A 25,028-nucleotide genomic window follows, 5' to 3' on the forward strand; every position below is an offset into this window, starting at 1 on the left:
CGTGTGACAAAAAAGTTGAGAATGTTGATCCAAATGATCTCTAAAACTCATCTCTAATCACCTCATTGGTCAGGATACGTGCTGATATTCGGAGGAATATCTATTATAGCTTTTCACTTTTATGAACTAATTATGATAACTGATTTTGGAAATGCTTATATTCCTCAACAACCGTTTGGATAATAGAATGATTTGGGTCTAAATTTGTTAACCTCGTTAATACCGCAAGAACTCCATCGTTCTTCAAACTCTTTTGAAGATCAAGCGCTTCTTGGTCATCATTTGATGTAAATAATAACGCAGCAGCAACTACTTTACATAGATTAACTGGCGCTTTCTGAAACTCGTTGAAATATTCTAAAGCTGGTGCAAATAATCGGTCGTGAATGCCTAGCTTTCGAAGTGGTGATCTCCCCACTCTTTTCACATCATCAATAATGTATTCATTTTTGAATCGACCAATAATTTTCTGAATGTATGCTTGATGATGTTCATTTGAAAATCCATACTTTTTCACAAGTACTCTTCCTGACTCTTGCAATGCTCCTGAAACAATCTGGTTAACTTGATCATTTTGTATCGCTTCTGCTATTGGATGAAATCCGTATACGGAACCTATATAAGCAATAGCTGCGTGTCCTGTATTGACTGTAAACAACTTTCTCTCTATAAATGGTGCCAAATCATCCACAAGGGTGGCTCCCTCAATAGAAGGCTTTTCTCCTACCCATGCAGTTTGCTCAATGACCCATTCGAAGAAAGGTTCTACTTTAACCAAGAGCTTGTCGTCATTCGATTGGTTCGGAACAATTCTGTCAACCGCAGAGTTCGGGAATCCGTATAGGGAATCAAAGCTATTTCTTTCTTCCTCAGTCAAATGTTCGTATACCTTCTCCTTGAGAAAAGCACTTCCGCCAATCATATTTTCACACGCGATTATATTTAAAGGCTTGTTTGAAATAGCTGCTCTTTTTTTCAAACCTTTAGCAATCATCGGTGCAATAATGGCTAAAATATTCGGTCCCACTGCAGTGGTAATTAGATCTGCCTGAACAATTGCCTCTTCAACTAATTCACCATTTATGGCACTGTTAATAGCAGATATATTTGTCACCGTTGTCTCTGATTGTTCCTTATTTGCTAATACCACTTTGTATTCTTTACGCTCATTAAGTAAGTCCACTATTTCTGCATTCACATCAGCAAAACAAACCTCATAGCCTGATTGTTGTAATAACAAACCTATAAAACCACGACCAATATTCCCCGCACCAAAATGTAGAGCAAACATATTAGTTCACCTCAGCAAATAAACTTAAAATTTCTTCTTCTGTTTTAGCTTGAACAAGTTTCTCGATATTTTCTTCTTCCGAACAAACGATGGCGATGTTTGATAAAATATCTAAGTGTTCATTATTTTTTCCTGCAATTCCAATGAGAACCTTTACTATATTCCCTCCGCCAAAATCAACTCCCTCTGGAGCTTGAATGATTGAGATACCTGAATGCTTAACCATATCCTTTGCGTCTTCTGTACCATGTGGAATAGCCACAAAATTCCCCATATATGTGGAGGTTAACTCTTCTCTAGCAAGCATTTTCTCGATATACGACGCTTCTACATACCCTTTATCAACAAGAATTTGTCCTGTCTTTCTTATCGCTTCCTCCTTTGTTGATAAAGCTACATTTAATTGGATATTTTCTGCTGTTAAAATTTGTACTGACATATTGTCCACTCCTTAGTGAATATTTTTTGTTTCAAAAATGTCTCTTATCTCGTTGCATAGATAATCAAAAAGGGCATCCTTTTCTCCATTCTCAAACAAGTGTATCGAGTCCTCATTTCGGATAATCGAAGCACTGATTTGACTTAGTATCTCAAGTGCCTCCTCGCTTGCTTCTTGTGGTGATAGCATCAGGAGAATTCGTTTATTAGAAATCTCTGTCCCATCCATTGCACTCACTTTGACGGGTTTTTCAAGTTCATACATAGTGAAAGAGGGTTTAGTCACCTCAGTACTTCTGGTATGGTAAAGCGAGAGAGTGGTTTCAGGTATTCCAAGTCCACCTAATGCTTCTCTTTCCGCTAAGTGATGAACAACTCTTTCTACATCGTTAATGACACCTTGCTTTTCAAGTGTTTCACATGCGCCCAATAAGGCTGATTCAATCGAACAATCTCCTCCCAGTTTTTGAATAAAATAACCAGAAAGTATGTCAATTGCTGCTGATGTAAAACGATTGTTTCTTTGAATTCTCGCAAAAAAATCTTTCCCCACATCATTTTTTAGGCCAGAGTTTATATCATTTTTCGGCTGATCCGGAAGATCGACTCGAACCGACTGCTTTATTCTTTCAATTTCAGCCTGAGAAAGGATAGGGCTTACAAGAACATACTGACCTTGATAATTCTTTAAAGGGACTGTTGAAATGATAATCGAATACTCCTCAGGATTAATCTGTTCAAAATCAAATAGTGAAACATTTTTTGTTTTTAACCAAGGTAGTTCTTTTTGAATTTTTGTCGCAAGAATCTTTGATGTTCCTATTCCACTCGAACATACCACCAGGCCATTCATTTGCTTATTTTCTTCTCCCTTTAGCATGGCAGAAGCAAAATGCATGACAAGAAATCCTATCTCTTCTTTTGGAACGATAAAGTCTGGAAAAACAATTTCAACCCCATCATCAATAATGCTAAATAATTCGTGGTAATCTTCCATAATCCGCTCAAGCAATGGATTGCTAATCTTCATATGCTGCTTCATTCGATAGATGGCAGGACGCAAGTGAGCAATTAGACCTTGGTAAAGATCAATATTATTTTCAAAATGATATCCCATTCTGTTCCCAACATACTGGATAAGCTTTTGAGCGGTATATCCGACTTGAACAGCCGTTTCTTCGAAAATATCTCCTTGTTCATTCCTTAGCTTTGCTCCTAAAAGATGCATCGTTATATAACTTGCTTCGCCTTGAGAAACAGATATCTGAAAGGCATTTTCTAATCCTGATACAATTTTTTCAGCAATCTTATACTCTTTTGTTGCCAAAAGCTGATCAGGGAATCTGTCATCTAACGTTATCTCTACACCTTGTTGAATCCTTTCTGTGGCCAAAGCTAGATGGACAACCAAACCGATATAAGCACTATCAGCAATTGGGTAAGGCAGTTCTTTTTTCACGTCATCAATGATACTTTCAATGATAATAAGCTTCTTTTTATCCACCAATCCAAGTAGTCGATCAGTTGCAGTGTCCATATCCATAGCAGAACGTTTTTGGATATTCTCCCTGATAAAAGAAATAAATTCAAACTCATCCAGGTGATCTAAAATCAGACTGCTCATGACTTTTCTCTTAGCTGTTTCTAACCCAGAAAGTTCTACTCCATATCCTCTTTTTCGAATAAGAGATAGACCGAACGGTTCAATTTTTTCTTCAATTTTGTTTAGGTCATTACTTACTGTAGCAATCGTGACATTTAGGTCACTTGCTAAGACAACCAATTTTACCGGTTCTAAGCTCTCTAGTAGGCTTGAGAGAATAATTGTTTGTCGTTCATCAGGAGTGTACTCGTTATGAGAAGCACTAAATAGGAATAATTTTAGCTTCTCTTTGTTTTCACTACTCCCTTTGACGAGAATTCCTACCCCAGATTGCTTTGAAAGTGACAAATCGTAGGACTTTAGTATTTCTTCTACTCCTTTTAAGTCACGATGTACCGTCCTAGAACTCACATTAAGTATTTTGGCAATACTACTCACGGTCGTTTCCTCTTCACTAAGAAGTATCACCTCGAGAATCTTTCTTTCTCTCGCTGTAATATACAAGACCATCAACTCCTAAAGAGTCCAACTTACTGACAATTTTAAAATATAGATATTTACATATTTAATGATACTCTTGCAAATAACGGTTAACAACCGTTTATAAATACACATTCGTCATAGTATTTGTTGACAAAATTAAATAAATACACAAGAAAAGCGCAAGCGCCTTGGTAAGCTCCGACAGGCATAAGACGAAGACCGAAAGAAAGAGGTCCTGACCTCTTCTGTAGGGCTTTGGCTTATGACCCCGAGGAGCTAGACACCGCTCAAGGTCCAAAAACTTATACTTATCTACATAAAAAAAGGAGCCTAGATTTATTCTAGACCCCTCTTCATTTTATAACAAAAAAACAAAAATAATAACCATTATGACTAATCCTACAGGCACTCCAAAATGAGCCCATTCCTTACTTGAGATTCCCAGTTTATTTGCAGCTATGATATTAGGAATATTTCCTGGAATTAACATCCCTCCGCTAATCAGTAATCCTAATAGAACTGCTCTTACTTTTTGTTCTCCCATCTGAGGACTCATTTCAGCAGCTGCGAGAGTAGCATTATCTAAAACAGCAGAAACCGTATTAATCCAGTACAGCACTGGTGTGTTTAGATGAATGATATAGAGATCAATCACGGTTTTAAATCCAGATCCTAGTAATGTTAAGCCCATAACAAACAAGTATATTTTGATTCCTCTATACAAAACCTCTTCATACGTTTCATTGTTTATATGTGCCTCTCTGAATTCGTGTAAATACTTTGGCTTTCTGACTAATATAGCAGCCAATATACCCAATAAAATGATTAAAGGAATAATGATGGGTCCTAATAAATTAATAAGATAGAAGAAATCCTCTCCTAATTTGTTGATTGCTATAGTAGCAACAGGTTCACCTACAGGTGTTAAACTTGCGCCTAGTCCAATACTAAAACAGGAAAGGACCACATAACGTACGGTTGATTTTGTATCTAACCTCATAGAAGTCACAATCGCGACCAAGAGGAGAGAAGCAATAATCGCAGTTATAATACTTGATACTAAACCTAAGGTAATCACGGTTATTGCTACGCACCATCTAAAGGATATCGCACGTAATAACCGATTGATGAATCTGTCGACCCTGCGGTGAAACCACTTTAAAAGCAATGATGCAATTAATACAGCAATCGTAATCCCAATTGGATTACTCGCAGCTTTTAAAAATAAATCTCTGCTCCAACTTCCACTAGTAATCGCAGTAATCGCACCCATAATAAAAATAAATAATTCAATATTGTTCTCTACAACTCTTACTCTTAAGGGTAAAAGTAATACTAACAAAAAGATGATTATCAACCACAAAACCATTATTCCACTTCATCTCCAATAGCATATTTCCTTAAATAAGGATTTATATATATATGCTCTGTCTGGGACAAACTTGCCTTTTAGTTCAAACATAAAACACCTCTAAACCATTGAATGATTTAGAGGTGTTCATTTTCGTTCATTATTTTAAGTTATTTACGATTTCATCGTACTTAGGGCTATTTAAGAAGTTTTCTACTGACACATGATGGGCATTGGGAAGCTTAGCTTTGGCACGGTCCGTTAAATCTTTATGCGTTACAACGATGTCAGCATCCGCTGGAAGATTATTAATAGATGTATTTGCTACCTCTACCCCTTCTACTTCTGCTTTTTTTACTTTGTTTCGTAAAATGGAAGCTCCCATTGCACTAGAACCCATTCCAGCATCACAAGCAAAGATAATTTTATTTACCTTTTTATAGTCCACTTTGCTTTCTAATGCTTCTGCTACTGAACTCTTCTTCCCTTTCATTTCTTGCATTTTTTCTGTAGCTGCTTCTAAATCTTCTTCTTCGTTGTTTTTGCTAACCTTAAGAATAAATGATGCTACTGCGAATGATACAGCTGCTGCAACAATTACACCTAGTAGTACTCCTAAGTGACCACCCTTTGGAGTCATTGCCATTAATGCAAAGATACTTCCTGGTGATGGAGGAGCTACAAGACCTGCATTAAAAATGGATAATGTGAATACTCCACTCACGCCTCCTGCGATTGCAGCAAGGATTAACATAGGCTTCATTAGGATGTATGGGAAGTAAATCTCATGGATTCCCCCTAAGAAGTGAATAATCACTGCACCTGGAGCTGTTCTTTTTGCTGAACCTTTACCGAATAACATAATGGCTAAGAGAATACCAAGTCCAGGACCAGGGTTTGATTCTAATAGGAACATAATCGATTTTCCAGCGTCTGCTGCTTGCTCTACACCAAGTGGGCTTAAAATCCCGTGATTGATTGCATTGTTTAAGAATAATACCTTAGCAGGTTCAATAAGAATATTTGCTAACGGAAGAAGTCCTGCATCAACGATGGCTTCTACTCCTGAAGCTAACACTTTGTTTAAACCTTCTACCACTGGACCGATTACTTTAAATGCGATTAAAGTTAATGCTCCACCTAAAATACCAGCTGTAAAGTTGTTTACCAACATTTCAAAACCTTGTCTGATCTTTGGAACGATCACTGCATCCAGCTTCTTGATTAGATATCCTCCAAGTGGACCCATAATCATGGCACCTAGGAACATTGGAATCTCTGCTCCAACGATCACACCCATTGTTGCTGTGGCACCAACTACTCCTCCACGAGTATCATATACGATCTTACCACCAGTGTAACCGATTAATAATGGAAGAAGATACGTAATCATCGGTCCAACTAACTTAGCAAAATCCTCATTTGGATACCAGCCTGTGGGAATGAATAAAGCAGTAATGATCCCCCATGCGATAAATGCACCAATATTCGGCATAATCATGCCACTTAAATGACTACCAAAGCGTTGGATTTTCACACGAACATCCGACTTTTGCGCTACTTGATTAGACATATAGTATAATTCCCCTTTCAGAAATATAATTCTTTTGTCCTTGTTTCTAATTTTATGATAAAGCGTTTTCAACACCTATTCAATTTAAACTAAAATGCATTTTGTCATGAACCATGTTGTCATAATTGAATTGTCAATAATATTGATTGTTTCTCCTAGTGGGAGCGCATACGAGGCTTATTTAGACGGGGCCAGCGCGAGGGACTCTTTGTCTGTCCGAATAGAGGCTGATTCGGACCGAACGAGCGCATTTTTCTCTTTGGTTGGCCGAATACGAGGTTTATTCGGACCGAGCGAGCGCATTTTTCTCTTTGGTTGTCCGAATTCGGGGGTTATTCGGACCGAGCGAGCGCGTTTTCTCTTTGGTTGTCCGAATTCGGGGGTTATTCGGACCGAGCGAGCGCGTTTTTCTCTTTGGTTGTCCGAATACGAGGCTCATTCAGACAGGGCCAGCCGGTTTTTCTCTTTGGTTGTCCGAATTCGGGGGTTATTCGGACCGAGCGAGCACGTTTTCCTCTTTGGTTGTCCGAATACGGGGCTTTTTCGGACAGGACGAGTTATTTTCTATGCTAAGATAACCCTTTGATTAAAAGGGAATTAAAAAAGACCAAACCATATGCGATTCGGTCTGCAAATTAGTATTATATTTGTTAGTTCTCCACAAAAACTGAACTACGCATTAATAGATGGCTCACATTCAATATTCATTTAATCTGCGCGCGAAGTCTATCCCCTTCTTCTGCGATCGCCCTAATATCAATTCGTTCAAATAGTGGATGAACATTCTCAACCGACAACGGCAGGTTAGTAATCACCTTCCAGGAGAATTTAGATTGATGGAGCATTTTTCGAACTTCTTCACTAGAATGAGGGAGAAAGGGATGTAGTAATTGGGCGAAATTCACTATAAGAAATACACATGTGGCAATAGTAGCATCCCGCTTTTCTTCTTCCGCTCTCCATGGTTGTTGTTCATCGAAATACTTATTTGCGTATCTTATGCACTCAAAAATCTCTTCTAACGCTTGCTTTATTCTTGTTGCTTCAATCGCTTCCCCTACCTGATGATAGAGTAATTCAACACGGTTTTGAATACTTGTATCAATAGCTGATTGAGGAACCCCTCCTGATAATTGGTTTTGAATGAACTTTAAAGTCCGGTTCACAAAATTCCCATACGCTCCTAGCAGTTCGCTGTTATGACTGTAGATAAACTCTCGCCAGGAGAAATCTGTGTCACGGTTTTCTGGAGCATTAATGGTTAGAAAGTATCGTATGGAATCAGGATGATACCTTTCCAATATATCCGGGATCCAAATTGCCCAATTTTTGCTTGTAGAGATCTTCTTTTTTTCTAATGTTACGTACTCATTTGAGACGATATACTTCGGATATGCCTCCAAGCCTGCCCCCATTTGGATTGCAGGCCAAATGATGGAGTGGAAAGGGATGTTGTCTTTCCCGTGAACATAATAGCTTCGGGTAGATTCCTTCCAGTAGCCTTCTATATCTCTCCCATTATTAGAAGCCCATTGCTTACTAGCTGAGTAATATCCGGATACAGCTTCAATCCACACATAAATTTTTTTATGCTCAAATCCTTTTATTGGAACAGACACACCAATGGGCAGGTCACGAGTCGCCGGACGATCTTTCAGTCCTTCCTTTAAGTACCTTTCGGTTAATTGTAATGCGTTTTCACGCCATACCCCTATCCTATCCTCTTTTAGATCCTCTATTTGGCGTTGAAGCTTACTTAATGCTAAGTAATAATGCTCCGTTTTCTTAATAACAGGTGATGAACTACATATTTTACAAATCTTATTATGGAGCTCGACTGGATCTAATATTGTGGAACAATAATCACATTGATCACCACGGGCATGTTCCCCACAAGTCGGGCAAATTCCTTCTACATAACGGTCAGGGAGAAACTGATCACAAGTATTGCAATAGACTTGTTCTATTTCTTTTGTATAAAGTAGACCATTATTATCAAGCTTTAAAAATAAGTCCTGCACCACACTAGCATGGTGAGCGGAATCTGTACGTGTATAACAATCATAAGAGAATCCAAGTTTTGTAAAGCACTCGGAAAACTCTTGGTGATAACGGTTGGCTATCTCAATTACCTCCACACCATCCTGCAATGCACGAATCGCAATAGGTGTCCCATTACAATCACTTCCAGACACATATAACACATCTTCCCCTTTTAAACGGTAGTACCTTGCTAGAATATCACCTGGCAATAAGCTTGCTATATGACCAATATGCAGGGAACCATTTGCATATGGCCAGGCACCCCCAATAAATACATTCATTAAAGATTCCTCCTTTAAAAAATAAAAAAAAAGCCCTGTCCGTATCTTAATAAAGATAAGGACAGGACTTTACTCCCGTGGTACCACCTTAATTCACCAACAGCTCACACTGTTAGCCTCAGCAAGTACGGAGTAGCAAAATACTCTACTCTTATACTGTGACGTTGATAACGGACGTCAACTCCCGACAACTCCTACTTCTGTCAATGACAGGTTCAGTTCGCAGCTCCGAGGCCATTGTTCAAATGCGTATCCTTACTCCTTTTCAGCAACCGGAGCTCTCTGCAAAGGATAACAACATTTTACTTTTCCTCTTCCACGCCTTTTAAAACATTATAAACAAAAACAGCAAATGTAACAATATACCAATTTTTATATTCATGAAACTAAAAAAGTCGGTTCAATCCAAAACCGACTTTTTCTTTTATGATTTTGATGGTTCAGGGTTGTTTAATTTACTATTTCTATATCCATAACCAATATATATGCCTAAACCGATTACTAACCAGACCAAAAATCCCTTCCAAGTAAATGCTGATAACTGCAGCATTAAATACACACAAAAAACAACGGCCAGGATCGGAATAACAGGAACAAGAGGTGTCTTGAACGGACGATGTAAATCTGGCTGTGTTTTGCGAAGTACGGCAACTCCTAGAGATACCGTTGCAAAGGCAAATAATGTTCCAATACTAGTTAGCTCTGCAAGTTTATTTAAAGGAATAAATCCTGCAAAAATGGCCACTAATCCCCCTGTTACCCATGTGCTTGTAATAGGTACTTGAGATTTCGGGTGAACCGTTGATAATTTTTTCGGTAACAATCCATCTCGGCTAATCGCATAAAATAAACGTGTTTGTCCAAACATCATTACAATTAGTACGGTTGTAATACCTACGATTGCTCCAAGCGAGATAAATCCTGCGGCCCAGTCTTGTTGGATAAATCGTAGGGCAAAGGCTACTGGATCCTTTACGTTTAATAGGTTGAACGGTACAATCCCAGTTAAGATTAAGGAAACAGCAATGTATAAGATGGTACAAACAGCAAGAGCAGAAATAATTCCAATTGGGAGATTCCTTTGAGGATTCTTTACCTCTTCAGCTGCTGTTGAAACGGCATCAAATCCAAAATATGCAAATACAACAACAGCTGCACCCGCTACGACTCCTGAAGCTCCAAATGGCATAAACGGTTGCCAATTTGTTGGTTCCACATACCATACCCCAATAGCAATAAATAAGAGAACAACAGCAACTTTAATCACAACCATGATGGCATTAAATTTAGCTGATTCTTTCACGCCTCTTGTTAATAAAAGGGTCACTAACAAAACAATAATAACAGCCGGCAAATCTACAAATGTACCTTTTGACGGATCAAATGCACTTGTTAGAAAAGTAGGTAAATGCCATCCGAATCCTGCCAGTAAACTTTGAAAATAGCCTGACCAACCACTTGCAACCGCAGAAGAAGCCAACCCATATTCCAAAACTAAATCCCAACCAAGTACCCATGCAAGGAGTTCTCCAAACGCAACATATCCATATGTATATGCACTACCTGATTGAGGGATCATTGAAGCAAATTCTGAGTAACATAATGCTGCAAATGCACAAGCTAGTCCAGCAATAATAAAGGATAAGATAAGTGCAGGTCCTGCATATTCAGCTGCTGCCACTCCAGTTAAAACGAAAACTCCTGTTCCGATAATTGCTCCAACACCGAGTAGAGTTAGGTCAAATGCTCCCAATACTCTTTTGAGGGAATTTTCAGACACTGATTTCCCTACTTGTTTCTTACGAAATAAATCCATTATATCCTCCTATAGAAATTGAAATAATTGTCGAAAAATAACGAATACACCTTAGCCATTTTACATAATTGTTTGTTAATTGTAAATTAAAAATTATGGTAATATAACAGATTCAAAAAATTTCTAATTCTATTTTGCCCAGTAAAAATTGCTCTATGTTTAAAAAACAAAAAAGACCCTTATTCTATCTAATCTAGATAGAATAAAGGTCTTTTTAAAAATTATGCGTGAAAATTCGTTCCATCTGTTGTTGCTTCAATAATGCCGGCACGAATCACAAAGTCTCCAAAATGTTCCCCTTCATTACGTTCCTTTGCATATCGAGGAAGAATGGAACCAAGCTCTCGAAGGATTTCTTCTTCTCCAATATTTTCACGATACATCTTGCTTAAACGGCTTCCATCAAATGCAGCACCTAAATACATATTGTATTTTCCAGGAGCCTTACCAATGAACCCGATTTCCCCTAGGGCGTGTCTTGCACAACCATTTGGACAGCCAGTCATACGAATCGTAATTTCTTTATCTCTTAGCCCATTTTCCTCAACGATTTCTTCAATCTTATCAATAAGGGTTGGCAGATATCTCTCAGCTTCCGCCATGGCAAGCCCACATGTTGGTAAAGCCACACATGCGATTGAACTACGTCGTATCGCTGAGTGATGTTTTCCATCTGTTAAACTGTATTTTTCAAGTAACTCAGTAATTTTTTTCTTTTTCTGAGCAGACACGCTACCAATGATTAGGTTTTGATTGGCAGTTAAACGGAAATCTCCAGTATGAACCTTTGCGATTTCACGTAAGCCTGTTTTCAATGGATATCCATCAAAGTCGGCTATACGTCCACCTTGCACAAATAGTGTAAAATGCCAATTTCCTTTTAGGCCTTTTACCCAACCATATCGATCACCATTATGATCAAATGAGTAAGGCTTTGCTTCTTCAAGCTTCCAGCCAAGTCGGTTTTCTAGCTCATGCTTCACATTTTCTAATCCTAAACGATCTACCGTGTACTTAAAACGCGCATTCTTACGTACGGAACGATTTCCATAGTCACGTTGGATGGTAATAACCTTCTCAGCCACATCGTATACTTGCTCTGGCTTACAGAAGCCGATGACTTTTGCAAGCTGCGGGTAAGTCGTCTTATCACCGTGAGACATTCCCATTCCGCCACCGATTGCCACGTTAAATCCAACCAGCTTTCCTTCTTCCACGATGGCAATATACCCTAGATCCTGTGAAAATACATCCACATCGTTTTCAGGAGGAATAGCCATACCAATTTTAAATTTACGAGGCAAGTAGAGTGGTCCATACATAGGCTCAACCTCTACATCAGGCGTTCCTGCCACTCTTTCTTCATCAAGCCAAATTTCATGATAGGCTCTTGTACGAGGAAGTAAATCATCACTTAATTTCTTGCCCCACTCGTATACCTCTGCATGAATTTCTGACTGATGTGGATTAGAAGTACTCATTACATTTCTGTTTACATCTCCACATGCAGCAATTGTATCCATTAGAGATTGATTAATGCCCTGAATGGTACTTTTCATATTCCACTTAAGAATTCCATGAATTTGGAACGTTTGGCGAGTGGTTAATTTTAATGTACCATTACCATATTTTTCAGAAAGGTCATCCATCACTAACCACTGCTCAGGTGTCGCCACTCCGCCTGGTAATCGAACACGAAGCATGAACTGATAAGCTGGTTCAAGCTTTTGCTTTTGTCGTTCTGCACGCACATCACGGTCATCCTGTAAATAGCTTCCATGATGCTTCATTAATCGGTTGTCATCCTCTGGAATACCTGCACTGATTCGATCAAGCATTACTTCTTTTAGCGTTCCACGTAAGTAATCACTTCGATCTTTTATCCCCTCTACATCACTAGGAGGGCCTTCAGGCGCTTTTAACATTTCTTTCACTTCCACCATGCTTAAAACTCCTTTCACTCAAACTCAGTATACGTCACGCTGGTATCGCTTTTCTTTTTGCATTGTAGCTAAATAGCCTTCTGCATCTTCACGACCCATGTTGCCTTCTTGTTCAATAATAGTAATTAATGTTTGATGCACGTCATGTGCCATATGTTTCTCATCACCACAAATATATACGACCGCTCCCTCTTGAAGCCATGCAAATACTTCTTTACTTTGCTCGAGCATACGGTGCTGTACATATACCTTTTCATTCGTGTCTCTTGAGAAAGCAACATCCATCTTTGTTAGGACGCCATCTTTCAACCACTTTTGCCATTCGGTTTGATATAAGAAATCCGTTACAAAGTGCTGATCACCGAAGAACATCCATGACTTGCCCTCTGTACCCGCTTCCTCACGCTCTTGCATAAATGAGCGGAATGGCGCTACCCCTGTTCCTGGTCCTACCATGATAATAGGAGTTTCAGGGTTTTCAGGAAGCTTAAAGTTTGGATTATGTTGAATAAAGATTGGTAGCGTATCCCCTGATTGTAGGCGCTCAGCTGTTAGAATCGAGCATACACCTTTTCTTTCACGTCCATGTGAATCGTATCTAACCGCACCAATCGTCAAATGAACTTCATCTGGGTTTGCAGAGATACTGCTTGCAATCGAATATAGACGTGCAGGAAGCTTTCTTAATATAGAGACAATCTCCTGTGACGAAGCTGTCCATGGACCAAAGTCTCGAAGCAAGTCAAGTAAATCGCGACCATGAATATACTCTCTTACTTTTTCTACATTTTCTGGTTTCACCAGCTCCTGTAATTCCTGATTTACAGAAAGCTTGGCTGCTTGTTCCATTAACGGCTTAGTTAATACCGTAATTTCAAAGTTAGTAAGTAGCGCATCTTTTAGCGTTCTTACTTCTCCTTGTTTATTAACTGTCACTTTTTCATCTGCATTCCAGTTCATTTCAGCAAGGATTTGCTCTACAAGCGCTGGATCGTTTTCTGGATAAATTCCTAGGCTGTCACCTGGCTGATATGATAATCCTGAACCTTCAAGCGATAACTCAAGATGACGTGTTTCTTTATTTGATCCACGACCATTTAAATTTAAGTTTTCTAATACTTCAGCACGGAAAGGATTTGTTCTAGAATAAATAGATTCTTCTGAAGCAACTTGTACTGCCCCACCAGTCGCCTGAGCTTGACTTGCCGCATTTCCAGCCTGTCCTAGAGCCGAAAGTACACTCTCAATCCATTCAGAAGCTGGTTCATCATAATCTAGATCACAGTCTACTCTTTCAGTTAATGGCTTTCCACCTAGTTCCTTAAGGCGCTCATCAAATTCTTTTCCTGTTTGACAGAAGAATTCGTACGAGCTATCCCCTAACGATAGAACCGCATAATTGAGTTCTTCTAACTTTGGAGCACGCTTTGAGTGTAAGTACTCATGGAAAGACAACGCATTATCTGGTGGTTCCCCCTCACCATGTGTACTTGCTACTATTAATAGGTTTTGTAATTTCTTTAGATTATTTGGCTTAAAATCACTCATCGATGAAACAGTTACTTGAAAACCATTGCTTTCAAGCGTCTTACCTGCTTTTGTAGCAAGTCGTTGTGCATTTCCAGTCTGTGAACCAAAAAGAATGGTTACTTCTTTCGACACTGGCTTGGAAGCCTCAACAGATAGAGCTACAGAAGCTGCTTCTGAAATAGTAGTAGTTGCTGATGCTGCTTGAATAGCTGCTAAATATCCACTAAGCCAAACCTTCTGCGATTCAGTTAGTGTTGGCAGTATTTTGTTAAGAAGCTCTGCCTGCTCCTGACTAAACGGGCTGTTCATAACCTGAAGTTGCAACGAAATCCACCTCACAAAAATATAAATAGACTAAATTCCCCAAAATTCGCAAAATATTATAAGTGTTATTATATATCAATTAATCCAATAAGTTAAGTCGGTTTTAAATTATTTAAACCGCTAACTATAGATTTCTTCACTTTATATAATTACTTTACCTTAAAAATCACTATTGGTAAAATACATATAACTGATTGCAATTATTAATATTTCTAATAGAAGAGAGAGTGCACGTATGTATTTTGATGAATTAAAAACGTTTATAACATTAGTTGAAGTAAAAAACTTCACAAAAACAGCCGAACTCCTTCTCATGTCTCAACCAAGTGTTAGTTTACATATTAAGAATTTAGAAACCGAGTTTCAAACGAAACTATTCATACGTTCTCCAAAACAACTAAAAATCACTCCTTCTGGAGAGATTTTGTATGATCGAGCCAAACAGTTAATAAGCATGTATGAGCAGACAAAACAAGATATCCTCGACTTGCAAACATCTGTTAGAGGATCCTTGAAAATCGGGGCAAGCTTTACAATTGGGGAATATATTTTACCTTCTCTTCTCTATGACATCCAAAAGGAACATCAGGCACTTGAACTTGAAGTGGTTATAGGGAATACTAAGGAAATTGTTCAATCCGTTAAGAGGCATGAAGTGGATATTGGTCTAATTGAAGGGCAAACAAACGAAAAAGAACTTTCTGTCCACCCTTTTTTAAAGGACGAGCTTTTTGTTGTATCATCCGCTAAACATCCTCTTGCATTAATGAATAGAGACATAATCATATCCGATCTTCAAAACCAAGTATGGGTGACAAGGGAGGTTGGGTCAGGTACTAGGGAATACTTAAACCATGTGATCCGCTCGAATGGGTTAAAGGTAAAATCCCTTCTATCTATTAGTAGCAATCAAGGAATTAAAGAAACAATCAGTAAAGGCATGGGTCTATCACTTTTATCTAACAGCGTTATCCATAAAGAAGTCAAAAATGGAGAGTTAGCCATCATCCGCATTAAAGATTTTCAATTTCCTAGAACGCTGTCTTATGTCTACTCTCCTACTATGAAAAAAAAGAAAAACGTGGAGCTTTTTATTACGAGCCTCCAAGAGATGTGGCCCTACCGCTCTGAATCGATTTAAGTATAGCTCGCTCCTCCCTCCGTTGCTTTCTTTTCCCTTTTCTTATTAATCTGATGCAAAAAGAAAAGGGAAAAAATCATCATTTCAAGCGCAAATCCAATCGTCGTCCACGATAAAAATGCATATCTTAAATGAGCAATATTATTTTCAAACAGAACGACAACTAGAATTCCTAAAAGTAGGCTGACAGGGGTAAGGTGAAGATTGGTTTGAAAGAGTTTCAAGTTATTCGTTATTCTTTGAATACAATATAAACTAAGTGCCATTTTACTTAACAGACAGGGCATCCATACGATTACAATGGCTAAGTCCAAGCGATCAAGGAAATCCGTTACATTTATTTGTTGAATCGTCAATATATTAGGATAAGTTACATTTTCAACGATACCTGCGCCAAGTACAGATATATTTAAAGAGATTAAAATAAATAATAACAAAATTCCATGACTGATCCCTTTTATAAATGCCTTTTTTATGTGCTTCTTGTATGTGATATTTTCGACAACTAGAAAGAAAATAACGATTTCTCCAATCCAAGGAAACATTAAAAAGGTTGATTTACTTAAATTTGAGAAGGTACCTATTGTTAAAATGGGAACCAAATTTGGTAATTCAATTTCATTTAACAATAATATTGGCAGTGATAGAATCATGGCTGTTAACGTAATAAACTGTATAACCGTTATTCTAGCGATAGCCTGTAAACCTGAAGCCGCTACATATATTAACGCAAGTGTAACTAAAATGGATAAAATCTCTATGGGTGTCTCAGGTAAAATATAAGATCTAAGATAATCAATAAATGCCCGTAAATCCCTAATATAGATACCTACAAGCAAAAGACCAATACAAATATTCAAGATTCTACTAGTAAATGATCTTGCTTGTAGGTTATTGTTTTTCGACTGATTGTTAGACTTCCTAAAAACGATTAAGATAAGCCCCATTACAATCATGTAAACTAGAATGGGTACTAGCCATGTATATTGATGTGACACTTGTGTCATAACTTGAGCAAGTGTAATGAGGGACCCTGCTAAAATAAAGTTCGCAATCATTATTGAAAGTTGAGATGGGGAAATTTGATTCATAGTTTTATCACCATCTTTGTTACGAATCCTATGTATTTATTGCAATAGTCTATAATTAAATTGATCGTATCAGCAAAAAAGAAGAAAGAGGAACAAGTTAAAGACAAAATCGTAACGAGCAAAATTCGCTTCCTTTCCTTTTTATCCAATTTCTTATTTCCTCGATAAATTAGTGACATATAAAGTAATAGTACTCCTCCAAAACAACATGCACCTAACAAACACATCATTCCTTTATGTTAATTCCAGGATTAATTGACCTCGTAATCTTTGAGCTTACTTTTACGTTGACCTCTAGATCTGGTAATATTTCTCTCCAATTTTCTTTTAAATTCCTTTCCCATAACCTATTCTCATGTCTAAATAAATACCATCCCAGTCCATAAACATCTATTCCTTCCGACTTCGAATGATTCAAAAGTGTCAGTACTTGCTTTTGAATAGACGATTCTAAACTATTCGTTACTTGATCGTATGTTTCTTGATTATTTAATTCAAGGTTGGGCTCATTTTGCATAATGGAGGCACTTATGTTAAAGCTTATTGTAAAAGTTGGCTTTCCATTGATTAGTCTATAACTCACTTTATTATTCACTTTTTCAAAGTGGACGTTTACCTCTCCATTTTCCTCAACAGGGAAAGTATAGTTTTTATGATTTTTTTTATTTAATAAAAATTTTGCACCTATGGTTTCCTCACTATTTGTAAAAAAAACGAGCTTATCCTCTTTTAGGATGGCGTAACCTTCTAGTTGCGCCTCTTTCTTTTTATCCTTTGATGTCCCATTTTCTGTTTCATTATTTAAAACCACAGGGATTACTGGGTCCTTCCCAGGTCTCCAAATATCATTTAATACATTTTTAACGTTTATCCCTTCGTTTTCCTTTGACAATTCCCGGAGTGCTTCAGATGATAATTTTTCTAGATGTGGTTCCGCATTTAGAATCTGTAATGCTTCTCCTTTAGTTAAAAGCACATAGGCAGTTATTCTAGACTGTGGTTGATCCAATAGCACATCAAGTGTTTTTTTAAAACCGCTTCTAGCTAACTCCTCTCCAATGATAATGACTCTTCTGTGGGAAAAATTAGTTTTACGGGACATTCTCCTTTGTAGTAAGTCATTACTTTCCCTTATATTTCTCCCTATTTCAGAATCAATATAATATGGACCACCTTGTGTTCCTCCTCCTCCACCAGTTGAACCTGCACCACCCATCGCTCCTGGTAGAGGGATTTGTACAGAAGTCCTGAATTGATTTTCATCTATTTTGTCGTAACCGGTCATGGTAACAAAAGCTAAATCATTCACTTCTCTTCTATCCCAACAGCCGGTTAAAACGAGCAAAGAAAGGATCAGTCCAAATATTTTTTTCATCCCATTCTATCCCTTTTGTTTAAAAGTAAAGTGGTTTATTCACTAGTTTTTTTGTCTAATTACATCCCCACTCACATATTCTGTTGGTCTCTTTTTTAATGCCCACCAAGGGGCACGAATAAATACATCCTTTAGCTCACTCCAATTCAGTGGCCCAAGAGGGGAAAAATAAGGGATTCCTAAGGATGTTAGTTTACATAAATGCGTTAAAATGACGATGGAGCCAAGTACAATTCCTAGTAACCCAAAGCTACCTCCAAGTACCATCATCGGAAAACGTAGCAGTCTAATGGAGATGGCCATATTAAAACGGGGAATCGTAAAAGAAGCAATACCTGTCATGGATACAATAATAACCATTGGAGCAGATACAATCCCTGCCTCTACAGCTGCTTGCCCGATTACAAGTGCTCCAAGGATACTTACGGACTGTCCAACCACCTTTGGCAATCGCACCCCTGCTTCTCTTAACGCTTCGAATGCAATCTCCATAATTAATGCTTCTATAAAAACAGGAAACGGGATCGCTTCCCTGCTGGCCGCTATACTAAATAATAAATTTGTTGGGATCATCTCCTGATGATACGTGGTAACTGCTACGTAAAAGGCAGGAAGAAGAAGAGCTAAAAAGATAAAAGTGATACGCAATATTCGTAAAAATATTGATATATGGAATCGCTGATAATAATCTTCACTCGCTTGAAGAAACTGCCAAAAACTTACAGGGAGAATGAGAGCAAACGGTGTTCCATCCACCAAAATAATAATTCTCCCCTCTAATAAGTTGGCTGCGACTGTATCTGGTCTTTCCGTATTTTGCATTTGTGGAAAGAAACTCCACGGATTATCTTCTATAAACTCTTCAATATATCCACTTTCTAAGACACCATCAATTTTGATTTTATCTAATCGGCTAAAAACTTCCTTTACTAGGTTCTCGGGGGCAAGGTTGTCCATATACATAACAACTACTCCCGTTTTCGTTTCGGCGCCAATTTCTTTTGATACTAATTTTAGGTGTTTTGATCGAATCTTTTTTCTAATTAAGGAAGTATTTACACCCAGTTGTTCTGTGAAACCTTCCCTTGGCCCTCTAATTGAAGCTTCTGTTTCAGGCTCAGCTACACCTCTATTTTGTCCACCCTTTACATCAAGAACCAATGCCTTTTCTAGCTGATCTACAAGTAGAATTGTGTTTCCTTCTAACACTTTTTTGATTAGTTCATCAATCTTCGTAGACTCAAGTACATGATTCACGGAAAGAATTTGCTGCTCTAGGTATTCAACTGTTAGGTTCTTTATAGGAATGGATGTGAGGAGTTGTTGTAATCCATGAAGCTCTTGACTGGCTCTATCTATTAAACCATCTACATAAACAACAGTAGCTTTTCGATTTTCAATCACAAGTGAACGGAATACGACATCATTACAGTCTTTTAGTTCCTTCTTTATTGCCTCAACATTGGTTTCCAACTGCTGCTCAACAACCGGAGAATCCTTCGGGGTGATGTCTTCTAGCTTTTTAGGTCGAACGACTTTTTTCATTCTCATTACCCCATAATCAGTGATTTTCTCCACTTAATTTTTACCAAGATAGATAAATTGATACAGTAATTAAAAAATCCCCTTTGTTTTTAATTAAACCTTAACAAAGTCCAACCATAATAAAGTGAAAAGGAGTGATTGATGTTGAACGATATTAGTGTTCTATTTGCTTTAGTAGGCGGTGTTCTATCCTTTTTCTCCCCTTGTGTTTTCCCTCTTTTGCCAGCATATATTACCCACTTAACAGGAGGAGAGATTAAGGATTCTAAAATTCATGTGAAGCGGACAGATCTTTACCTTCGTTCGTTTGGGTTCATTATTGGCTTTAGTATTATTTTTATTGCACTTGGTGCTTCAGCTAGCTTTGTTGGGAAAATACTAGTGAATTATCGGGTCTTTATTATGCAGATTGCTGGCTTACTAATCATTATTTTTGGATTGCAGATGGCAGGACTGCTAAAATTCAAATCATTAATGAAAGAAAAAAGAGTAGAGTCTAACCAGAAACCCAAAGGAATATTTAGTTCAATCTTACTCGGAATGGCATTTGCGAGTGGATGGTCTCCTTGCGTTGGACTTGCTTTGTCTTCCATCTTATTGTTGGCAAGTTCATCAGAAACTCTTTCCCAAGGAATTATCTTACTAAGTGTATATTCTTTAGGAATGGCCATTCCTTTTTTTATAATTTCCATAGTAATTTCTTATTCTTTAAAAATGATGAAAAAAATCAACAAATATTTATCCAAACTAGCAACAGTAAACGGGATGATTATGGTTTTACTTGGATTTCTTGTTTTAAGCGGACAAATGCAAAAAATAAGTGCTCTGCTCTCATCATATAGTTTGTTTCAATACTAGAAAGGAAGAAAACCTTGACAACAAAGAGCCTAATTGGAAAAACCGTGTTGGTCGTAGAAGATGACCCGAAAATTCGTGAACTACTGAAGATCTATTTAACTAAAGAAGGATACGAAGTAAGTGAAGCAGGTAATGGAACCGATGCAAAAATGAAAATTGAAGAATTAGATCCTTGTATCGTTATACTGGACCTCATGCTCCCCGAGATTAGCGGTGAAGAAATTTGCAGATGGATTCGAGAGGATTTAAAGAGCATGATGCCTATCATTATGCTTACTGCCAAGGCTTCTGAAAAAAGCCGTATTCAAGGCTTTAAACTAGGTGCTGATGACTATGTCGTTAAACCTTTCAGTCCTGGAGAGTTAATGGGAAGAGTTGAAGCTGTTTTAAGAAGAACATCAAGCCGCTGTGGAAAGTTAAGCTTTACTGGGTTTACTATCAAACCTGCAAAAGGACAGGCTTTGATAAACGGAGAGCAGTTAGAACTTACTCAATTTGAATTTAAACTTCTTCATACCTTTATGAACCATCCAGACCAAGTTTTATCTAGGGAACAAATTCTTACTTTTATCTATCAAAATAATGAAAGAGTCGTATCTGACCGAACAATTGATGTCCATATTAAGCATTTAAGGGAGAAAATTAAGGAAAAGACTCCGAAGGATTACATTCAAACCGTGAGAGGAATGGGATATAAATTTGTCGCTATCTAATAAAAACTTCTCCAACCTTTTATCAAAGCTAGTTGCCTTAAATAGCTTGGTTATAATCCTTGTCATTCTTCTTGCTGGATTTTCTGTTAAGGATTTTGCATGTTATTTGGTTAATTCAGAGCAAATCACCGGACAGCAACTTATCGATACCCTTAACCGTTTTCTTTGGACTGTTGGAATTATTGCTTTCATTGTAGCTGGTCTGTTTCATTTTTTCACAGTAAAAAAAATGATAGAGCCAATCAAGCATTTATCAACTGCAACAAAACTTATAAAAGAAGGTGCACCTCCTACAAAAATTGAGGTCCGTTCGTCTGGTGAGTTAAAGGAGCTAATTGAAAACTTTAACTCCATGTCGGAAACACTCTATTCCGTCCAAGAACAACGCGAGGAAATGCTCCGGGACATAGCACATGAACTTCGAACCCCTTTAACAAACATAAACGGGTATCTTGAAGCTCTTCAAAACCAGGTGATTGAAGGTAAGCCCGAGTTATTCGGCTCATTACTAGAAGAGTCTCGGAGAATTACAAGAATCGTGGAACTCATTACCGAATTGAATTCGTGGAATAACGGACATGTCTTTTTAGAAAAACAATTTAGCCCCGTTGAAATAGACAAAGTACTAACCGAAATTGTAACAGCCTTTCATTTAAAACTTCATGCCACCTTTATGAAGATCCATATTACTTTGGAAACTGAACAAATTAAAGGAAATTATGACGGTTTAATGCAGGTTTTTACAAACATCCTTCAAAACATTTTTGATTACAATACCGGTATGACTCTTAGCATAAAAGGTGCCATAAATAACGGAAAATATTTAATTACCTTCAGTCATACGGGACAATTCATAGATCCTGAGAAAAAAGATCGGATCTTTGAACGTTTTTATCGAATTGACCAATCGAGGAGTACAAAATCAAATGGTGCTGGCCTTGGTCTAACGATCTCAAAAAGTATTATTACTGCTCATAACGGTAATATCGGGATTGATACTGACGGCTTCCATCATACCTTTTGGATTGAACTACCTATCGAATAAATTCTAAACAAATTCACTTTCTAGTTCTTAATCTTAATCATATCTTAACAATTTGAAATGATAATTACATAGAAAGGAGTTTTGATATGGCTTTTACTAGATTTTGGTTTCTTCCTCCATTAGGTGATACAGTTTGATGTATTTAGAAATCGCAAACATAACCATTCCTGCCCTTTGGGTTGCTGTTGTCGCTGCCCTTTTTATTGCTTCCGCTATTTATAGATTCTTTTCTAGAGAAAAAGTGGGAGACTGGTATTGGAATGGATTTTTTCTCTATTTTCTTATTTGGAAACTAAGCTATATTGTTTTCCATCTAGATATGTTTATCGACCTTCCTCTATCCATTCTTTATTTCAATGGAGGAACAAAAGGGCATCTTTTAGCATTATTACTTCTTATTACTTATTTCTTTTTTATCAGCAAGAGAAACCATGCACTTATTGAAACATCTATTCATACACTTCTACTTTTCTTCTTGACCTATGAAGTAGTCATACATCTCTTAGAAAAAAATTGGGTCGAATCCCTTGGACATCTATTTGTATCCACCATTTATTCCACCTTGCTTTTTTTCTTATTAAAAAATAATAGGATTATATCGAGATTAATAGTTATTTTAATAATACTATTGGAACTTCTCATCCTTAGTATATTTACTACCATATTTACCATTGAAGCTTTCACATTAATAATTATGGGTCTCACCGTACTAGTGCTTTCAAATAAGAGACAAGGAGGAAGGAACACTTGATAAAAAAATATCTTTTAACAATCGCTATTATCTTATTGGCCTTCACGATCGTATTCATAAACTTATGGAAATCATACACTACACAACAAACCAATGAGATTGTGGAAGAAGAGGCTAATACAAGTGAAAATATTCCAGGTGTCGACCTATCACAGGTACAGGAGGGTAAACTTGCACCTGACTTTGAATTAACTACACTTGAAGGAAAAACGGCAAACCTTTCGGATTACAAAGGCAAAAAAGTCATTTTAAATTTTTGGGCTACTTGGTGCCCTCCTTGTAAAGCAGAAATGCCACATATGCAAAACTTTTATGAAAACAACAAAGATAATGGTATAGAGGTTCTGACCGTCAACCTAACAAATATGGAAAAAAGCAAAAGCGATATAGAGAAATTCGTTAAAGATTATTCTCTTAGCTTTGCAGTACTACTTGATGAAGAAGGAACGATTGGAATGCAATACCAAGCCTTTACCATCCCAACAAGCTATATTATAGATTCAAACGGAATTATTTCGAAAGAAATTGTTGGTCCAATGGACGAAGATATGATGATAAGTTTAACAGAAGGAATAAAATAGACGCTTTTACTAATATAATAAAAGCATATAGAAGACCATCATTTTTTGATGGTCTTCTCTTAACTGGAGGTTAATAATTCAATGTTCATTAAGGTACAGAATGATGATATTTAAGGATAAGCCAACGATTGATTCAAACTACATACAGCAGCATCTGGCAAATGAACGTACATACCTTGCATGGATACGAACGAGTATAACGATTATTGGGGTTGGATTTTTAATAACTAATTTACATTTTTCGTTTATATCAAAAGATCAACTCGGGGACATACTAGCCCAAACAATTGGATTAGCTTCTATTTTTGTAGGGATTGTCACGATCATACTTTCAACGATTGGATATTTTAAGAAAGGCCGAGACATCAACAATCAAACTTTCAATTATCCAAGAGTTATTACTTTATGTCTTTCCATTCTGCTTTTGTTAATTTTTTTATTCTTCGGTATTTATTATTTATTTATTTGGGAACTCCTTTAAATGAGAAAAGGCGCCTGTCCTCCAATAAAGAATGGGGACAGGTGCCTTTTCTTTTCCTTAGACTCGGAGTACCTTAAATTGTCCGCCCCCGAAAAGGGATTTAACAAAATCAATTTTGACATTTTCAAAGTAAACCTTGTCTCTTTCATTCACTAAAAACTGTATTCCACCTTGTTCAGTGATTTCATCATTCTCTAAAGCTGACTCTTCCAGAGCCAGACGCAACTGTGGACCTCCTCAGCCAATTCCCATTGTTAAACGAATAAAAGGTTTATTCCCTTCGTTCATCATGTCTTTAACCTCTTTGGTTATAACAGCAATGGCAGCTTCCGTTACTTTTACCATAAAACCTTACCTCCATTCATTTAAAAACATCAACTATTTTTATAGTTCCAATCGTATCTTATAAAATATCCATCCAAATCTTTATCGCTGTTGCTAAAATGAGTAGTGCTAGAACTACTTGAAGAATCTTTGTGTTTACTTTTTTCCCTGCCATCGCCCCTAGTGGTGAGGCAATTAAACTAGCTATGACCATGATTAAAGATGGCCAAAATTCCACTTGACCCGTTGAAATTTTTCCAACAGTTGCACCGATAGAGGAGATAAATGTGATGGCAAGTGAGGATGCAATTGTCATACGAGTTGGAATTTTTAATACAACAAGCATGATTGGTACTAAAAGAAAAGCACCAGCAGCTCCGACAATTCCAGAACCTATCCCAACGATAAATGCAAGGACCGCTGCCAGCCATTTATTGAATGTAACTT

General features: G+C 37.4%; 21 protein-coding genes and 1 other annotated feature. Of the genes, 7 read left to right on the plus strand and 14 right to left on the minus strand.

Translation table 11 applies throughout. The features are described from left to right. Window positions 1-130: 130 nt before the first annotated feature. The 9 genes from ACGLXV_RS19000 to ACGLXV_RS19040 form a co-directional block, all read right to left on the minus strand. Window positions 131-1,291 (minus strand): mannitol-1-phosphate 5-dehydrogenase, encoded by a 1,161-nt coding sequence (locus ACGLXV_RS19000; RefSeq protein ID WP_391559896.1) that lies wholly within the window; start codon window positions 1,289-1,291, stop codon window positions 131-133. A 1-nt stretch (window position 1,292) separates the two neighbouring features. Continuing rightward, window positions 1,293-1,730 (minus strand): PTS mannitol transporter subunit IIA, encoded by a 438-nt coding sequence (locus ACGLXV_RS19005; RefSeq protein ID WP_119706328.1) that lies wholly within the window; start codon window positions 1,728-1,730, stop codon window positions 1,293-1,295. Between the two features lie 12 nt (window positions 1,731-1,742). Further along, on the minus strand, window positions 1,743-3,836 hold the full coding sequence (locus ACGLXV_RS19010; RefSeq protein ID WP_391559897.1) for a BglG family transcription antiterminator: 2,094 nt from the start codon (window positions 3,834-3,836) through the stop codon (window positions 1,743-1,745). Between the two features lie 337 nt (window positions 3,837-4,173). Beyond that, a complete protein-coding gene (locus ACGLXV_RS19015) occupies window positions 4,174-5,184 on the minus strand; it encodes a DUF1646 family protein (protein ID WP_391559898.1) in 1,011 nt (336 codons plus the stop codon). 142 nt (window positions 5,185-5,326) lie between these two features. After that, window positions 5,327-6,739 carry a PTS mannitol transporter subunit IIBC gene (locus ACGLXV_RS19020; protein ID WP_391559899.1) on the minus strand — a complete coding sequence of 471 codons (1,413 nt, stop codon included), beginning with the start codon at window positions 6,737-6,739 and terminating at the stop codon, window positions 5,327-5,329. A 704-nt stretch (window positions 6,740-7,443) separates the two neighbouring features. Then, complete coding sequence (metG, locus tag ACGLXV_RS19025) at window positions 7,444-9,063, minus strand: methionine--tRNA ligase (RefSeq protein WP_391559900.1); 1,620 nt, start codon at window positions 9,061-9,063, stop codon at window positions 7,444-7,446. 54 nt (window positions 9,064-9,117) lie between these two features. Then, window positions 9,118-9,391 (minus strand) — a binding site (T-box leader). 96 nt (window positions 9,392-9,487) lie between these two features. Next, the gene (gene bcaP / locus ACGLXV_RS19030; RefSeq protein ID WP_391559901.1) at window positions 9,488-10,879 is read right to left on the minus strand and encodes a branched-chain amino acid transporter BcaP; all 1,392 of its coding nucleotides are present in this window, start codon (window positions 10,877-10,879) and stop codon (window positions 9,488-9,490) included. 221 nt (window positions 10,880-11,100) lie between these two features. Then, window positions 11,101-12,822, minus strand: a complete 1,722-nt coding sequence (cysI, locus tag ACGLXV_RS19035) for an assimilatory sulfite reductase (NADPH) hemoprotein subunit (RefSeq protein WP_391559902.1) — start codon at window positions 12,820-12,822, stop codon at window positions 11,101-11,103. A gap of 24 nt (window positions 12,823-12,846) precedes the next feature. Beyond that, window positions 12,847-14,676 carry an assimilatory sulfite reductase (NADPH) flavoprotein subunit gene (locus ACGLXV_RS19040; RefSeq protein WP_391559903.1) on the minus strand — a complete coding sequence of 610 codons (1,830 nt, stop codon included), beginning with the start codon at window positions 14,674-14,676 and terminating at the stop codon, window positions 12,847-12,849. A gap of 235 nt (window positions 14,677-14,911) precedes the next feature. Between ACGLXV_RS19040 and ACGLXV_RS19045 the strand changes: the two genes are divergently transcribed. After that, a complete protein-coding gene (locus ACGLXV_RS19045) occupies window positions 14,912-15,817 on the plus strand; it encodes a LysR family transcriptional regulator (RefSeq protein WP_391559904.1) in 906 nt (301 codons plus the stop codon). Here ACGLXV_RS19045 and ACGLXV_RS19050 read toward each other — a convergent pair. The 3 genes from ACGLXV_RS19050 to ACGLXV_RS19060 form a co-directional block, all read right to left on the minus strand. Beyond that, a complete protein-coding gene (locus ACGLXV_RS19050; protein WP_391559905.1) occupies window positions 15,814-16,908 on the minus strand; it encodes a GerAB/ArcD/ProY family transporter in 1,095 nt (364 codons plus the stop codon). The two genes, ACGLXV_RS19045 and ACGLXV_RS19050, sit on opposite strands and share 4 nt — an antisense overlap. Before the next feature lie 226 nt (window positions 16,909-17,134). Next, window positions 17,135-18,283 carry a Ger(x)C family spore germination protein gene (locus ACGLXV_RS19055; RefSeq protein ID WP_391559906.1) on the minus strand — a complete coding sequence of 383 codons (1,149 nt, stop codon included), beginning with the start codon at window positions 18,281-18,283 and terminating at the stop codon, window positions 17,135-17,137. Between the two features lie 42 nt (window positions 18,284-18,325). Beyond that, window positions 18,326-19,828 carry a spore germination protein gene (locus ACGLXV_RS19060; protein WP_391559907.1) on the minus strand — a complete coding sequence of 501 codons (1,503 nt, stop codon included), beginning with the start codon at window positions 19,826-19,828 and terminating at the stop codon, window positions 18,326-18,328. 141 nt (window positions 19,829-19,969) lie between these two features. On the opposite strand from ACGLXV_RS19060, the gene ACGLXV_RS19065 reads away from it, so the two are divergent. The 6 genes from ACGLXV_RS19065 (at window position 19,970) to ACGLXV_RS19090 (ending at window position 24,257) form a co-directional block, all read left to right on the plus strand. Next, a complete protein-coding gene (locus ACGLXV_RS19065; RefSeq protein ID WP_391559908.1) occupies window positions 19,970-20,686 on the plus strand; it encodes a cytochrome c biogenesis CcdA family protein in 717 nt (238 codons plus the stop codon). Between the two features lie 14 nt (window positions 20,687-20,700). Next, entirely contained in the window at window positions 20,701-21,399 is a 699-nt protein-coding gene (locus ACGLXV_RS19070) for a response regulator transcription factor (RefSeq protein WP_391559909.1), read from the plus strand. Beyond that, on the plus strand, window positions 21,386-22,444 hold the full coding sequence (locus tag ACGLXV_RS19075) for an ATP-binding protein (protein ID WP_391559910.1): 1,059 nt from the start codon (window positions 21,386-21,388) through the stop codon (window positions 22,442-22,444). Before ACGLXV_RS19070 ends, ACGLXV_RS19075 begins: the two co-directional genes overlap by 14 nt. Window positions 22,445-22,580: 136 nt before the next feature. Beyond that, window positions 22,581-23,195 (plus strand): hypothetical protein, encoded by a 615-nt coding sequence (locus ACGLXV_RS19080; protein ID WP_391559911.1) that lies wholly within the window; start codon window positions 22,581-22,583, stop codon window positions 23,193-23,195. Then, a complete protein-coding gene (locus tag ACGLXV_RS19085) occupies window positions 23,192-23,776 on the plus strand; it encodes a peroxiredoxin family protein (protein ID WP_391559912.1) in 585 nt (194 codons plus the stop codon). Before ACGLXV_RS19080 ends, ACGLXV_RS19085 begins: the two co-directional genes overlap by 4 nt. A 100-nt stretch (window positions 23,777-23,876) precedes the next feature. After that, window positions 23,877-24,257 carry a YidH family protein gene (locus tag ACGLXV_RS19090; protein ID WP_391559913.1) on the plus strand — a complete coding sequence of 127 codons (381 nt, stop codon included), beginning with the start codon at window positions 23,877-23,879 and terminating at the stop codon, window positions 24,255-24,257. Window positions 24,258-24,314: 57 nt separating this feature from the next. Here ACGLXV_RS19090 and ACGLXV_RS19095 read toward each other — a convergent pair whose 3' ends face one another. Together ACGLXV_RS19095 and ACGLXV_RS19100 are read right to left on the minus strand one after the other, a co-directional pair. Beyond that, entirely contained in the window at window positions 24,315-24,482 is a 168-nt protein-coding gene (locus ACGLXV_RS19095) for a hypothetical protein (protein WP_391559914.1), read from the minus strand. Between the two features lie 178 nt (window positions 24,483-24,660). Then, on the minus strand, window positions 24,661-25,028 hold a 368-nt coding region (locus tag ACGLXV_RS19100), incomplete at its 5' end, for a sulfite exporter TauE/SafE family protein (protein WP_391559915.1).

This window comes from Robertmurraya sp., from assembly GCF_036676585.1.
Lineage (GTDB): Bacteria > Bacillota > Bacilli > Bacillales > Cytobacillaceae > Robertmurraya_A.